14 protein-coding genes are annotated in these 13,507 nt (G+C 64.6%); 12 read left to right on the top strand and 2 right to left on the bottom strand.

Annotated elements, in window-relative coordinates; genetic code table 11:
• The first annotated feature begins 196 nt into the window (after positions 1-196).
• The 6 genes from rpmI to ABCV34_RS04720 all read left to right on the top strand — a co-directional run bounded on the left by rpmI (position 197) and on the right by ABCV34_RS04720 (position 5,038).
• Positions 197-394, top strand: coding sequence for a 50S ribosomal protein L35 (rpmI, locus tag ABCV34_RS04745; protein WP_043682165.1), 198 nt, complete (start codon positions 197-199; stop codon positions 392-394).
• A gap of 13 nt (positions 395-407) precedes the next feature.
• On the top strand, positions 408-767 hold the full coding sequence (rplT, locus tag ABCV34_RS04740) for a 50S ribosomal protein L20 (RefSeq protein WP_345798070.1): 360 nt from the start codon (positions 408-410) through the stop codon (positions 765-767).
• Between the two features lie 78 nt (positions 768-845).
• The gene (gene pheS / locus ABCV34_RS04735) at positions 846-1,868 is read left to right on the top strand and encodes a phenylalanine--tRNA ligase subunit alpha (protein WP_345798069.1); all 1,023 of its coding nucleotides are present in this window, start codon (positions 846-848) and stop codon (positions 1,866-1,868) included.
• Positions 1,869-1,893: 25 nt separating this feature from the next.
• Positions 1,894-4,299, top strand: coding sequence for a phenylalanine--tRNA ligase subunit beta (gene pheT, locus ABCV34_RS04730; RefSeq protein ID WP_345798068.1), 2,406 nt, complete (start codon positions 1,894-1,896; stop codon positions 4,297-4,299).
• Between the two features lie 11 nt (positions 4,300-4,310).
• Positions 4,311-4,619, top strand: a complete 309-nt coding sequence (locus ABCV34_RS04725) for an integration host factor subunit alpha (protein WP_345798067.1) — start codon at positions 4,311-4,313, stop codon at positions 4,617-4,619.
• The gene (locus ABCV34_RS04720) at positions 4,616-5,038 is read left to right on the top strand and encodes a MerR family transcriptional regulator (RefSeq protein ID WP_345798066.1); all 423 of its coding nucleotides are present in this window, start codon (positions 4,616-4,618) and stop codon (positions 5,036-5,038) included. Before ABCV34_RS04725 ends, ABCV34_RS04720 begins: the two co-directional genes overlap by 4 nt.
• A gap of 73 nt (positions 5,039-5,111) precedes the next feature.
• Here ABCV34_RS04720 and ABCV34_RS04715 read toward each other — a convergent pair whose 3' ends face one another.
• A complete protein-coding gene (locus tag ABCV34_RS04715; protein ID WP_345798065.1) occupies positions 5,112-5,585 on the bottom strand; it encodes a hypothetical protein in 474 nt (157 codons plus the stop codon).
• Entirely contained in the window at positions 5,582-6,109 is a 528-nt protein-coding gene (locus ABCV34_RS04710) for a sigma factor (RefSeq protein ID WP_345798064.1), read from the bottom strand. Before ABCV34_RS04710 ends, ABCV34_RS04715 begins: the two co-directional genes overlap by 4 nt.
• A 105-nt stretch (positions 6,110-6,214) precedes the next feature.
• On the opposite strand from ABCV34_RS04710, the gene ABCV34_RS04705 reads away from it, so the two are divergent.
• The 6 genes from ABCV34_RS04705 to ABCV34_RS04680 all read left to right on the top strand — a co-directional run bounded on the left by ABCV34_RS04705 (position 6,215) and on the right by ABCV34_RS04680 (position 13,504).
• Entirely contained in the window at positions 6,215-8,002 is a 1,788-nt protein-coding gene (locus ABCV34_RS04705) for an ABC transporter ATP-binding protein/permease (RefSeq protein ID WP_345798063.1), read from the top strand.
• A 129-nt stretch (positions 8,003-8,131) separates the two neighbouring features.
• Positions 8,132-8,620 carry an SUF system Fe-S cluster assembly regulator gene (locus ABCV34_RS04700; RefSeq protein ID WP_345798062.1) on the top strand — a complete coding sequence of 163 codons (489 nt, stop codon included), beginning with the start codon at positions 8,132-8,134 and terminating at the stop codon, positions 8,618-8,620.
• Positions 8,617-10,065, top strand: coding sequence for a Fe-S cluster assembly protein SufB (sufB, locus tag ABCV34_RS04695; protein WP_345798061.1), 1,449 nt, complete (start codon positions 8,617-8,619; stop codon positions 10,063-10,065). Before ABCV34_RS04700 ends, sufB begins: the two co-directional genes overlap by 4 nt.
• Positions 10,066-10,077: 12 nt before the next feature.
• Positions 10,078-10,899 (top strand): Fe-S cluster assembly ATPase SufC, encoded by an 822-nt coding sequence (sufC, locus tag ABCV34_RS04690; RefSeq protein ID WP_345798060.1) that lies wholly within the window; start codon positions 10,078-10,080, stop codon positions 10,897-10,899.
• Positions 10,896-12,206 carry a Fe-S cluster assembly protein SufD gene (gene sufD / locus ABCV34_RS04685; RefSeq protein ID WP_345798059.1) on the top strand — a complete coding sequence of 437 codons (1,311 nt, stop codon included), beginning with the start codon at positions 10,896-10,898 and terminating at the stop codon, positions 12,204-12,206. The genes sufC and sufD overlap by 4 nt, the downstream gene beginning before the upstream one ends.
• Entirely contained in the window at positions 12,203-13,504 is a 1,302-nt protein-coding gene (locus ABCV34_RS04680; RefSeq protein WP_345798058.1) for a cysteine desulfurase, read from the top strand. Before sufD ends, ABCV34_RS04680 begins: the two co-directional genes overlap by 4 nt.
• Positions 13,505-13,507: the final 3 nt, after the last annotated feature.

The following is a 13,507-nucleotide window of genomic DNA, read 5'->3' as shown; positions in this document are numbered from 1 at the left end:
AGGGCTTTTCCGGGTACTCACATCAAATTCGTGCACAACCGATCGGGTTTTGTGTTCGAAATTTTTTGGGGTCGTGGAAAAAGGCCCGGTCATGCTGGTTGCGCATGTCGGGTTCATCATGTTTGCGAATTGCAGGTCATCCAAGCGTCCGGTCTGTCGGGCCACCTGGATTCGCCAAGCCAACAGAGTAATCGTCATGCCCAAGATGAAGAGCAAAAAAGGCGCTTCCAAGCGCTTTAAGGTGCGCGGCAGTGGTTCCATCAAGCGCGGCCAGGCTTTCAAGCGTCATATCCTGACCAAGAAAACCACAAAGAACAAACGCCAGCTGCGTGGTTCGGCTGCTGTCCATGAAACGAACGTTGCCTCCGTGAAGGCGATGTTGCCTTTCGCCTGATCGGAGATCTCTCATGCCTCGCGTCAAACGCGGCGTCACAGCTCGTGCACGCCATAAAAAAGTCATCAAGGCCGCCAAGGGCTACCGTGGTCGCCGCGGTAATGTCTTCCGGGTCGCCAAACAGGCGGTCATGCGTGCCGGCCAGTACGCCTACCGCGATCGCCGCAATAAAAAGCGCACCTTCCGCGCCCTGTGGATCACCCGCATCAATGCGGGCTGCCGTGAACTCGGCGTGACCTACAGCGTGTTCATCGCCGGTCTGAAGAAGGCCTCGATCGAACTCGATCGCAAGGTCCTGGCCGACATGGCCGTGCGCGACAAGGCCGGCTTTGCCGCCATTGTGGCCCAGGCGAAATCCGCACTGGCAGTCTGACCGAACCAGTTTCGTTTTCGATTCTGTTTCATCGCAAACGGAGCTCGTTCGGGCTCCGTTTGCGTTTTGGAAGAAACTATGAACACGACGCTCGACGAGCTGATCGCCCAGGCCCGGGATCGTTTCGCACAAGCGCGGGACGCGGCGACCCTGGAAAATGAAAAGGCCGCATTCCTGGGCAAGCAGGGGTCGCTGACCGCGCTGCTCAAGGGGCTCGCCGGCCTGCAGGGCGAGGAAAAGCGCACCCGGGGGGCGCTGATCAACGAAGCCAAGCAGCAGGTCGAAGCCCTGCTGAATGCGCGCCGTGCCGAAATGGCGCAGGCCGTGCTCGATCAGCGACTGGCTGCGGAAACCATCGACGTGACCTTGCCGGGTCGCGGGCGTGGCACGGGCGGCATCCACCCCGTGATCCGCACCTGGCAGCGCGTCGAGCAGATTTTCCGGTCGATCGGTTTCGACGTGGCCGACGGCCCCGAAATCGAGAACGACTGGACCAACTTCACCGCCTTGAACAATCCGGAAAATCATCCGGCGCGTTCCATGCAGGACACGTTCTACGTGGACATGCAGGATGCGGGCGGGCTGCCGCTGGTGCTGCGCACGCACACCAGCCCCATGCAGGTGCGCTACGCGCGCATGAACACCCCGCCCATCAAGGTGATCGCCCCGGGGCGCACTTACCGCGTGGACAGCGACGCCACCCATTCGCCCATGTTTCATCAGGTCGAAGGCCTCTGGATCGCCGAGGACATCTCCTTCGCCGACCTGAAGGGCGTCTACACCAATTTCCTGCGTGCCTTCTTCGAAACCGATGACCTGACGCTGCGCTTTCGTCCGTCCTTCTTCCCGTTCACGGAACCGTCGGCCGAGATCGACATGATGTTCACCTCGGGGCCGAACCAGGGCCGCTGGCTGGAAATCTCCGGCTCCGGGCAGGTCCATCCCCAAGTCGTGCGCAATTTCGGCCTGGATCCGGAACGCTACATCGGCTTTGCCTTCGGCTCGGGTCTCGAGCGCCTGACCATGCTGCGCTATGGCGTCAACGACCTGCGCCAGTTCTTCGAGGGCGACCTGCGCTTCCTGCGTCAGTTCAACGTCTAGGCTCTCGCGATACGGAATCCGAATCATGCAATTTCCAGAATCATGGCTGCGTGCCTGGGCCAATCCCGACATCGACAGCGAAGCCCTGTCCCACCGGCTGACCATGGCCGGCCTGGAGGTCGAGGACGCCGATCCCTACGCGCCGCCGTTCGCGGGCGTGGTTGTGGCGCGCATCGTGTCCGCCGAACCCCATCCCAACGCCGACAAACTGCGTGTCTGCCAGGTCGATGATGGCACTGGCTCCGCACTGCAGATCGTCTGCGGCGCGCCCAACGCCGCTGCTGGCCTCGTAGTGCCGCTCGCACGCGTCGGTGCCGAACTGCCTGGCGGCATGAAGATCGGGCCGGTCAAGATGCGCGGGGTCGAGTCCCGCGGCATGCTGTGCTCGGCGCGCGAGCTGGGGCTGTCCCAGGATCATTCCGGTTTGCTGGAATTGCCCGCCGACCTGACCCCGGGCACCGATATCCGGGCCGCCCTGGATCTGGACGATACGATCTTCACCCTGAAGCTCACCCCCAACCGGGCGGACTGCCTGTCCATCCTGGGCGTGGCGCGGGAAGTCGCCGCCCTGACGGGTTGCGCGCTGCGCGCGCCCGAAGTCCCCGCCGTGCCGGTGACGATCCAGGACCGTCTGCCGGTTCAGGTTCAGGCGCCGGACCTGTGCGGCCGCTTTGCGGGCCGGATCGTGCGCGGCGTGAATGCCCGTGCCGCCACGCCCGACTGGATGAAATCCCGCCTGGAACGCGCGGGGCAGCGTTGCGTGTCGGCGCTGGTCGATATTTCCAACTACGTCATGCTGGAATTGGGCCGGCCGACCCATGTGTTCGATCTGCGGCGCATTCAGGGTGGCCTGACCGTGCGCTGGGCGCGCGAGGGCGAGCAGCTGGAATTGCTCAATGGCCAGACCGTCGCGCTGGCGCCCGACGTGGGCGTCGTCGCCACCGACCAGGCGCTGGAAAGCCTGGCCGGCGTCATGGGGGGCAACGCCTCGGCCGTTACGCTGGACACCACGGACGTCTATCTGGAAGGGGCATTCTGGTGGCCCGAGGCCATCATGGGCCTGACGCGCCGCTTCAAACTCACGTCCGAGGCCGGACACCGCTTCGAGCGGGGCGTGGATTTTTCCACCATTCCCGCGCATCTGGACATCATGACGCAGCTGATTCTGGATATCTGCGGCGGGCAGGCGGGCCCCCTGGATGACCAGATCCTCCGGCTGCCGTCCCGCGCCCCCGTGCGCATGCGCCTGTCGCGCTGCGTGCGTGTGCTGGGGATCGACCTGTCGGCCGAGCAGATCACCGGCATCTTCGCGAGCCTGGGGTTCGAATTCGCACACCACGGAGAGGACTTCCTGGTGACCCCGCCGGCGGCCCGCTTCGATCTGAACCTCGAAGAAGACCTGATCGAGGAGGTCGCCCGCATTTACGGCTTCGACCGGATCCCCGACCTGCCGCCGGTCGCGCCCGCCCTGATGCGGGCCCAGCCCGAAACCCTGTACGGTCCGCATGCCATGCGCGCGTCCATGGCGGCGCTGGATTACCAGGAGGTCATCAATTTTTCCTTCGTCGAAGAGGCCTGGGAACGCGACTACTGCGGCAATGAACAGCCGATCCGGCTGCTCAATCCGATCGCCAGCCAGCTGGCGGTGATGCGATCCGGGCTGATCGGCGGGCTGCTTGCCAACATCGCGCACAACGCCAAGCACCGCCAGACCCGGGTCCGCGTGTTCGAACTGGGCCGTGTCTTTGCGCGGGACGCATCCGTGGCCGACGGCGACCTGTCCGTGGCCGGTGTGGCGCAGCCCACCCATCTGGCAGCCGCGGCCTGGGGGCCGGCCCTGCCCGAACAGTGGGGTGAAGCCGTGCGCCCCGTCGATTTCTTCGACATGAAGCGCGATCTCGAATCCCTGCTGGGGGCTCGCGCCGCCGGGTTGCGCTGCGAGGCCGCCAGCCATCCCGCGCTGCATCCCGGGCGCAGCGCCCGGCTGCTGCTGGACGGGCGGCCGATCGGGTGGCTGGGCGAAGTTCACCCGCGCTGGGCGCAGGCGCTGGATCTGGCGCATGCACCGGTGGTCTTCGAACTGGATGCCGACGCCGTGTCCGAACGCGTCTTTCCGCAGTCGGCCGATCTGTCCAGGCAGCCGGTCGTGGTGCGCGATCTGGCGATCTGGGTCGATGCCCGGCTGCCATGGCAGGCCCTGCTTGATACACTTGAACACCAGATCGCGGCCGATGCCGCACTCGCGGTCGTCAAAGACATTAAACTGTTCGACATTTGGCGCGATGCGTCTTCCGCGGAACAACGCAGCCTGGCCTTGCGTTTCTGGTTCCAGGGGCAGGATGCGACGCTCGACGAGCGCCAGATAGAATACTGCATGCAACGTCTGACCGAGGCTCTGTCCCAGGCGCATGGGGCCCGGTTGCGTACATAGGAGATTTGCGGGTGAATACGGATCGGACGCTGACCAAAGCCCACTTGGCCGAACTGCTGTTCGAGCGCGTGGGCCTGAACAAACGGGAAGCCAAGGACGTGGTGGATACGTTCTTTTCCGAAGTCCGCGATGCCCTGGTTCAGGGGGTCGAGGTCAAACTTTCGGGATTCGGCAGTTTTCAGGTGCGCAATAAACCGCCGCGCCCCGGGCGTAACCCGAAGACGGGCGAGGTCATTCCCATCTCGGCCCGCCGGGTGGTGACCTTTCATGCCAGCCAGAAACTCAAGGATGGCATCGTGACGACCGGAGAACCCGCATGACACCGGCCGCGTCTTCTTCGGCGCTGCCGCCCATCCCCGCCAAACGCTACTTCACCATTGGCGAGGTCAGCGAACTGTGCGGCGTCAAGCCGCACATCCTGCGCTACTGGGAACAGGAATTCGCGCAGCTCAAGCCCGTCAAGCGCCGGGGTAATCGGCGGTATTATCAGCACCACGAGGTTCTGCTGGTGCGCCGCATCCGCGATCTGTTGTACGAACAGGGTTTCACCATCGCCGGCGCCCGCAACCGCTTGGGCGAGGGTGCCGACGTGCCACATGACCAGGATGCTGCCGTGCGCCTGACCGGGGCCGAATTGCAGTCCCTGCGAGCCGAACTGCAGGGCATTCGCGAGCGCCTGGGCCGGGCGCTGGGTGCTGCTGACCGGCCCAATCAGGCAGCGGGTTTGCGCGATCTTTGATCCGGCGCCGCCGGGCTGATGCCGCGGGTGCGTTTTTCCGATGCGGGGCCGTTCTTGGGGCAGCCCTGCATTTTTAGTGAGTTTCCAGCTGTACCGGTTGTTGCACGACCTTGCTGGTCGTGTGGTGCAGATTGGCCCCGATCACCAGGGTGAGCAGGCCGGCTACCATGCAGGCCGCGACGATGACGGCGATGCGATGGCGGCCAATCCGCCAGCGGCGCCAATCCAGGCGGCCCGAGGATTCCTGAGGGGATGATGGTGTATCAGGTTCGGCCGCGTGAATCGGCGCCGGGCGGGGCTCTTCCGGCATGGGCATGCCTTCCATTCCCAGGGTCGCCTGGATCCGGGCGATCACCGTGGCGGGCGGCGGGGCTGGTTGCAGCGCATCGACGATGCCCAGAAAATACGTTTCCCACTTCAGGGCCCGCGCGGCGGCCGCGTCATCCTGTGCCAGGCGCGCCTGGATGTCCCGGGACTGATCGGGCATGTCCAGCCCCAGCACATAGCACGCAATTTCGTGATCGGAATAGGAACGGTGCGATTTCATGCGCGCACGGCCTCGTCGATATGGCTCAGGCTTGCCTCGATGGATGCCTGGATGTCGGGTTCGGAACGGTCCAGCAGGGCGGCGATACGGGCCGGGTCACCGCCGTGCAGGTAGGCCTGCAGCAGTGCTTCGAGCTGGGGGGCGGGCAGAGCGGCCAGCGCGCCTGGTATCGTGTCGGCGGTGGCGTCGGTGCGCAGTGTCAGGGTCGGCAGCGGCAGGTTTTCCGGGGACGAGTCCCCCGCTTCTTGGTGATGCCGCGCATGCGCCCGCGCCCGATAGCGCAGGATGCTGTACATCCAGGCGCGGGCGGTGCCGATGGTCGGGCTGTAGCCAGCGGCGTTACGCCAGATCAGCACGAAGGTCTCGTGCAGAACGGTATCGGCATGTTCGGGCTCTCCCAGCATGGCTAGCGCCAGGGCACGCATGGCGGGCGCCTCGTGGCGATACAGGGCGTGAAAAGCGGACCGGTCACCGGCGGCGCAGGCGCCGAGTTCCACTTCGTAATCGAAAACCGAAACAGTCATACAATCAGCCGGGCTTCCTTCAATGCTCTCTATTGTATGCGCAGCCCGCCGTGCAGCCGCTGTCGCGGCTCCGCAGCTTGTCACTCCAGATTTCCGGACGTTTCCATGCGTTTTTCCCATACTGGCCCGGCCCCCGCGCGACGCGACGACTGGCAGACTCTGAAGACCCTCTGGCCCTATGTGTGGGCCTTTCGCGGCCGCGTGACGCTGGCTTTTGCCTGTCTGCTCGTGGCCAAGCTGGCCAATGTCTCGACCCCGATCTACCTGAAGGATCTGATCGATGGGCTGGGGATGCCCTCCACGCAGCTGACGGTCCCCCTGGCCGCGCTGGCCGGCTACGGATTGGCGCGCCTGATGACCGGGGTTTTCGGCGAACTGCGCGACGCCCTGTTCGCACGGGTCACCCAGGGCTCCATTCAGCAGGTCGCCAGCCGGGTGTTCCGCCATCTGCTGGCGCTGTCGCTGCGGTTTCACATGGGGCGGCGCACGGGCGGACTGACGCGCGACATCGAGCGTGGCACGAAGGGAATCGGCTTTCTGCTCAATTTCACGGTCTTCAACGTCCTGCCCACGCTGCTGGAGATCGCCATGGTGACCGGGGTGCTGCTGTGGCGCTACGACTGGATCTTTGCCGCGCTGACGCTCGCCACGATCGCGGCCTACGTGCTGTTCACCCTGAAGGTCACCGAACGGCGCATGGTGTACCGGCGCACCATGAACACGCTGGACAGCCAGGCCAACGGCAAGGCCATCGACGCCCTGCTGAATTACGAAACCGTCAAATATTTCGGCAATGAGACCTACGAGAGCCGCCGCTACGATCACGATATGCGCGGCTGGGTCGATTCGGCGGTGCGCAACCAGGTTTCGCTGAATCTGCTGAACATGGGGCAGGGCCTGATCATCACCATCGGCATGACGGCACTGCTGTGGCAGTCCGCGCGTGGCGTGGTGCTGGGCCGGATGACGGTGGGTGACGTGGTGCTGGTGTCCGCGTACCTGACGCAGCTGTACGCGCCCTTGAATTTCCTGGGTTTCGTCTATCGGGAAATCAAGCATGCGCTGGCCGACATGGAACGCATGTTCGACCTCCTGGGGCATCATCAGGAAGTTGCCGACCGGCCGGGCGCCACGGTCTTGCAGGCGGATCAGGCCAGCTTGAGCTTCGATGCCGTGGATTTCGGCTACCAGGCGGACCGTCAGATCCTGCACCAGGTCAGCTTTTCGGTGCCTGCGGGCGGCTCGCTGGCTGTGGTGGGCTCGTCCGGCGCGGGGAAATCCACGCTGTCGCGCTTGCTGTTCCGTTTTTATGACCCCACCGCCGGTGCCGTGCGCATCAACGGCCGCGACATCCGCGACTATACGCAAGACAGCGTCCGCGCCCATATCGGCATCGTGCCGCAGGATACGGTGCTGTTCAACGACACCATCGGCTACAACATCGCCTATGGCCGCCCCGGTGCCACGCAGGACGAAGTCATCGAGGCGGCGCGTGCCGCCCACATCCATGATTTCGTGGCGTCCCTGCCACAGGGCTACGACACGCCTGTCGGCGAGCGGGGCCTGAAACTGTCGGGCGGTGAAAAGCAGCGGGTCGCCATTGCCCGGGCCCTGCTGAAATCACCCCCCATCCTGGTCTTCGACGAGGCCACCAGCGCGCTGGACACCCGCACCGAACGGGCCATCCAGGATCAGCTGGACCGCATCGCCCAGGGGCGTACGACGCTGATCATCGCGCACCGCCTGTCCACCATCGTCCATGCGGATCACATCCTGGTGCTGGAGGGTGGCCGGGTGGTGGAGCAGGGCACCCACGATGCTCTGCTGGCACGCGATGGCCGTTATGCGAGGATGTGGGAATTGCAGCAGTCCCGCACCGCCGAGACGCCGTAAAGGTTCGTCCGGCAGGCGCGCAACGGCACGTTTGCCTGAAATCGTGATCCGCGGCATCAGGGTTTGACCTATACTGTACCAAAGCGGTACTATTTTGTTTCCCGAATTTCCTCCCCCTTGGACCAGCCCATGCTGCGGATCAGCAAGATCGTCGATTACGGAATCCTTGTGTTGACGCACATGGCAACCCGTCCGACGCACGTCTGCAGCGCCGCCGAGCTGGCCGGGGCTCTGGGGCTCGGTCAACCCGTGGTCAGCAAAGTCCTGAAACTGCTGGCGCAGCACGGTCTGGTCGCCAGCACACGCGGGGCGCATGGCGGCTACCGCCTGGAACGCGAGCCCGATCGCATCAACGTCGCCCAGATCATCGATGCCCTGGAGGATCAACCCTTTGGCCTGACGGAATGCACGGCCCTGCCGGGCGTCTGCAGCGTCGAAGGCGCCTGCCACATCCGCACCCACTGGCAGCGCATCAACCTGATCGTGCGTCGCACGCTGGAATCCGTGACGCTGGCCAACATGGTCGATGATGCGCGGCCCATCTCTGCGCCTGTGGTCGCCGTGACCGGTGCGCACCCGCCCCTTACGAATATTCCGAACTGGAGTCTGTCCAAATGAGTACTGTCAATGACAAGCTCGATTCCTTCCTCGATCGCGAGTATGACGCCGGTTTCGTCACGCAGATCGAGGCCGAGACCTTTCCGAAGGGATTGGACGAGGATGTGATTCGCCGCTTGTCCGCGGTCAAGCGCGAACCCGAGTTCATGCTGCAGTGGCGCCTGAACGCCTACCGCGAATGGCTGAAGATGCCGCAGCCCCAATGGGCCAAGGTCCATTTCCCGGAACCCGACTTCCAGGACATCAGCTATTACTCCGCGCCCAAATCGAAGAAGGACGGTCCCAAGAGCCTGGAAGATGTCGATCCCGAACTGCTGAAGACCTACGAAAAGCTGGGCGTGCCGCTGCACGAGCGTGCGAAGCTTGCCGGTGTGGCGGTCGATGCCGTGTTCGATTCGGTGTCGGTGGCGACGACGTTTCGCAAGCAGCTGGCCGACGTCGGCGTCATCTTCTGTTCGTTTTCCGAGGCTGTGCGCTCGTACCCCGAACTGGTCCAGAAATATATGGGTTCGGTCGTGCCCCCGGGGGACAATTTCTACGCGGCGCTGAATTCGGCGGTCTTTTCCGACGGTTCTTTCGTCTATATCCCGAAGGGCGTGAAATGCCCGATGGAACTGTCCACCTATTTCCGCATCAACAGTGCCGATACCGGTCAGTTCGAACGCACCCTGATCATCGCCGACGAAGGGGCCATCGTCAGCTACCTGGAAGGCTGTACGGCGCCCATGCGCGACGAAAACCAGCTGCACGCCGCCGTGGTGGAACTCGTCGCCCTGGACGACGCCCGGATCAAATATTCCACCGTGCAGAACTGGTATCCGGGCGACGAGAACGGCCTGGGCGGCATCTACAATTTCGTCACCAAGCGCGGCGACTGTCGCGGGCCGCGTTCGCGGATTTCCTGGACCCAGGTGGAAACCGGATCGGCCATCACCTGGAAATATCCTAGCGTGATCCTGCGCGGCGACGATTCCACGGGCGAATTCTATTCGGTGGCCCTGTCCAACCATTATCAGCAGGCCGACACCGGCACGAAGATGGTGCACATGGGACGCAACACGCGCAGCACCATCATCTCGAAGGGCATTTCCGCCGGTCACGGCAGCAATACGTTCCGTGGCCTGGTGCGCATGACGCCCAAGGCGGAAAACGCCCGTAATTACACGCAGTGCGATTCGCTGCTGATCGGCAAGGAATGCGCCGCGCACACCTTCCCGACCATCGAGGTGCAGAATCCCAGCGCCAGCGTCGAACACGAGGCCACGGCCTCGCGTATCGCGGAAGATCAACTGTTCTATGCCATGCAGCGCGGCCTGTCGGCCGAGGACGCCGTGTCGATGATCGTCAACGGCTTCTGCAAGGAAGTTTTCAAGGAATTGCCCATGGAATTCGCCGTCGAAGCGCAGAATCTGCTCGGCGTGAGCCTGGAAGGCAGCGTCGGTTAAGGAGCCCATCTCATGCTGAAAATCAATGATCTGCACGCCTCGATCGAGGACAAGGAAATCCTGCGCGGCCTCAACCTCGAGGTCAATCCGGGCGAAGTCCACGCCATCATGGGCCCCAACGGCGCCGGGAAAAGCACCTTGTCCCAGGTGCTGACCGGCCGCGAGAACTACCGGGTCACGGGCGGCACCGTCACGTACGAAGGCCAGGACCTGCTGGCCCTGCCCGTGGAAGAGCGCGCCCGTGCCGGCATTTTCCTGGCGTTCCAGTACCCGATCGAAGTCCCGGGTGTCTCGAATGCCTATTTCATGCGCGCTGCCGTCAACGCCGGACGGCGTCATCGCGGCCTGCCCGAACTGGACGCCATGGATTTCGTCAAGAAAGCCAAGGCGGAAATGAAGCTCGTCGGCATGCGCGATGAATTCCTGTACCGCTCGGTCAACGAAGGGTTTTCAGGCGGCGAGAAAAAACGCAACGAGGTCCTGCAGATGGCCTTGCTGGAACCGAAACTCGCCATCCTGGACGAGACCGATTCCGGCCTGGACATCGACGCCCTGAAGACGGTGGCTGATGGCGTCAACCGCCTGCGTTCGCCCGATCGCGCCATGATCGTCATCACCCACTATCAGCGCCTGCTGGACTACATCGTGCCTGATTTCGTCCACGTGCTGGCCCACGGCCGGATCGTGCGTTCGGGCGGCCGCGAACTCGCGCTGGAACTGGAAGAAAAAGGCTACGGCTGGATCGAAGGGGTCAATCAGACCCCGGCGGCCGCGCGTGGCGCCAAGGCCGACGACGGCAAGAAGATCGGCGTCAAACCGGGGGCGCGCGCATGAGTACCGATCTTCAGGTCTGGGCCGATGTGCTGGGCCGGCGGGCGGATTCCCTGGCCGGAGCGCGGCTGCCCTGGCTGGCCGATTTGCGTCGGCAGGCTCTGGACCGCTTTATGAGCGAAGGCTGGCCCACCACCCGAAACGATGCCTGGCGTCATACGTCGCTGTCGCCGTTGGCGGCGGCAACGTTTGCGGACGGTGGCGCGCAGCCGGTGGCCGACCTCGTCGCCTCGCTGAAGGCCGGCGAATCCGGCCACTGGCTGGTGTTCGTCGATGGTGCTTTCGACGCGGCGTTGTCCGACCTCGGGTCGCTGCCCGCAGGTGCGACCCTGTTGCCGCTGTCGCAGGCCTGGGCGGATCACGCCGAGGCCATCCAGGCCGCCTATGGCCAGGCCGAGGACGGCCACAGCACCAGTGCCCTGAACCTGGCACTGGCCAGCGATGGCGCCTGGATCCGGCTGGCGTGCGGCGTGGCCGTCGAGCAGCCCATCCACCTGGTATGCGTGGCCGCGTCGCCGCAGGCGGCGCATTTTCTGCGCCACCTGATCCAGGCGGATGCCAATTCGCAGGCGACCGTGGTCGAACATTACGTCGGTGTGCCGGGCGCCAGCAATCTGCGCCACGCCGCCACCCGCCTGACGCTGGGCAGCGACGCGCGCATCACCCATCTGAAACTTCAACAGGAATCGGCCCAGGCCTGGCACCTGGGGGAAATCGATGCCGTGCAGTCGCGGGGGTCGTATTTCGCATCCCATTCGGTGTCCCTGGGCGCGCGCCTGGCGCGGCACGACATCGCCACGCATTTCGCCGACGAGCGCTGCGAGACGCTCTTCAATGGGCTGTACTACGTGAACCAGCGCCGTCACGTGGATCACCACACCCTGATCGGCCACGAAAAGCCGCGTTGCGTCAGCCATGAAAACTATCGCGGCATCCTGGCCGATACCGCGCATGGTGTGTTCAGCGGCCGTATCCTGGTCGCGCCCGGTGCCGACGGCACCGACGCCATCCAGCGCAATGACAGCCTGCTGCTGTCGCGTCTGGCGAAATCGGATTCCCGGCCGGAACTCGAAATCTACGCCGATGACGTGAAATGCGCCCATGGCACGACCGTGGGCCAGATCGACGCCGACAGCCTGTTTTACCTGCGTACGCGTGGGCTGGACGAGGCGCATGCCCGCGACATCCTGACCTACGCCTTCGCGGCGGCCAGTGTTGCGCGCATCGATTTCGTACCCTTGCGCCAACGGGTCGAGCAGGCCATCCGCGCCCTGTTGCCCGGCGGCATGGCCCTCCAGGAGGCCGCATGAACGCGCCGCTGACTTCTCGCGAAAGCGCCCGTCTCGCCGTCGATGACGAGGCGGGGGATGCATTGTCGGCGGTCGGCGGCCGCGCCGCGCTGCTGGACTGCGCAGCCGATTTTCCGATCCTCGCGCGGCCTGTGCGCAAGCGCCGGCTGGCCTATCTGGACAATGGCGCCACCACTCAGAAACCCCGGGCGGTGATCCAGGCGCTGGATCAGTTTTACGAACAGTCCAATGCCAACATCCACCGAGGCGTGCACTGGCTGTCCCAGCATGCCACCGACCTGTACGAACAGGCTCGGGAACGAGTGCGCGAGCTGTTGAACGCGCCCGACAGCCAGAACGTCATCTTCACCCGAGGCACGACGGAATCCATCAATCTGGTCGCGCAGACCTGGGGCCAGACCCTGCGGGCCGGCGACGAGATCCTGGTCACCGGGATGGAACACCATTCCAACATCGTGCCGTGGCAGCTGCTGTGCGCCCGCACCGGTGCCGTGTTGCGCCATGTCCGGATCACGGATTCGGGTGAGCTCGACCTGGACGACTTCCGGGCGCAGCTGAACGCGCGCACGAAGCTGGTCGGTATCGCTCATGTGTCCAACGCGCTGGGGACCGTCAATCCTGTTCAGGATCTGACCCGCCTGGCGCATGACGCCGGCGCCCTGGTGCTGATCGACGGCGCCCAGGCCGTGGCGCACGCGACGGTGGACGTCCAGGCCCTGGACTGCGATTTCTACGCCTTTTCCGGGCACAAGATCTATGGTCCGACCGGCATCGGCGCGCTGTATGTGCGCGGTTCGATCCTGAAGGACCTGCCGCCCTGGCAGGGCGGCGGCGATATGATCCGCACTGTCAGTTTCGACGGCAGCACCTGGGCCGAGGGCCCGCAGCGCTTCGAGGCCGGCACACCGAACATCGCCGGGTCGATCGTCCTGGGCGCGGCGATCGACTATGTGCGCGGCATCGGGCTGGACCGCATCGCCGCCCACGAATCGGCGCTGCTGGCTGAAGCCACCGCCGCCATGCAGGCACTGCCAGGCGTGCGTCTGATCGGCACCGCGCCGCACAAGGCGGGGATCCTGTCGTTCCTGGTCGACGGCATCCATCCGCACGACTTGGGCACGATCCTGGACACCGAAGGCGTGGCGATCCGGGCGGGGCACCACTGCGCCATGCCGCTCATGACGCGTTTTGGCATTCCAGGCACGGCGCGGGCGTCCTTCGCCCTGTACAACGACCTGCGCGACGTCGAGGCCCTGGTGGCGGGCGTGCGCAAGGCCCAGAAACTGTTCGGGGTGTAAGGC

Origin of the sequence: Castellaniella sp. MT123 (genome assembly GCF_039614765.1) — a bacterium.
Taxonomy (GTDB): domain Bacteria; phylum Pseudomonadota; class Gammaproteobacteria; order Burkholderiales; family Burkholderiaceae_B; genus Castellaniella.
Note: the sequence above shows the minus strand (reverse complement) of the source record. Positions and strands in the feature narration are given on the sequence as shown.

Bases quoted from the DNA above. Each gene is read 5' to 3' on its own strand.
- rpmI (WP_043682165.1), top strand. From the start codon at position 197: ATGCCCAAGATGAAGAGCAAAAAAGGCGCTTCCAAGCGCTTTAAGGTG.
- rplT (WP_345798070.1), top strand. From the start codon at position 408: ATGCCTCGCGTCAAACGCGGCGTCACAGCTCGTGCACGCCATAAAAAA.
- pheS (WP_345798069.1), top strand. From the start codon at position 846: ATGAACACGACGCTCGACGAGCTGATCGCCCAGGCCCGGGATCGTTTC.
- pheT (WP_345798068.1), top strand. From the start codon at position 1,894: ATGCAATTTCCAGAATCATGGCTGCGTGCCTGGGCCAATCCCGACATC.
- ABCV34_RS04720 (WP_345798066.1), top strand. From the start codon at position 4,616: ATGACACCGGCCGCGTCTTCTTCGGCGCTGCCGCCCATCCCCGCCAAA.
- ABCV34_RS04715 (WP_345798065.1), bottom strand. From the start codon at position 5,585: ATGAAATCGCACCGTTCCTATTCCGATCACGAAATTGCGTGCTATGTG.
- ABCV34_RS04710 (WP_345798064.1), bottom strand. From the start codon at position 6,109: ATGACTGTTTCGGTTTTCGATTACGAAGTGGAACTCGGCGCCTGCGCC.
- ABCV34_RS04705 (WP_345798063.1), top strand. From the start codon at position 6,215: ATGCGTTTTTCCCATACTGGCCCGGCCCCCGCGCGACGCGACGACTGG.
- ABCV34_RS04700 (WP_345798062.1), top strand. From the start codon at position 8,132: ATGCTGCGGATCAGCAAGATCGTCGATTACGGAATCCTTGTGTTGACG.
- sufB (WP_345798061.1), top strand. From the start codon at position 8,617: ATGAGTACTGTCAATGACAAGCTCGATTCCTTCCTCGATCGCGAGTAT.
- sufC (WP_345798060.1), top strand. From the start codon at position 10,078: ATGCTGAAAATCAATGATCTGCACGCCTCGATCGAGGACAAGGAAATC.
- sufD (WP_345798059.1), top strand. From the start codon at position 10,896: ATGAGTACCGATCTTCAGGTCTGGGCCGATGTGCTGGGCCGGCGGGCG.
- ABCV34_RS04680 (WP_345798058.1), top strand. From the start codon at position 12,203: ATGAACGCGCCGCTGACTTCTCGCGAAAGCGCCCGTCTCGCCGTCGAT.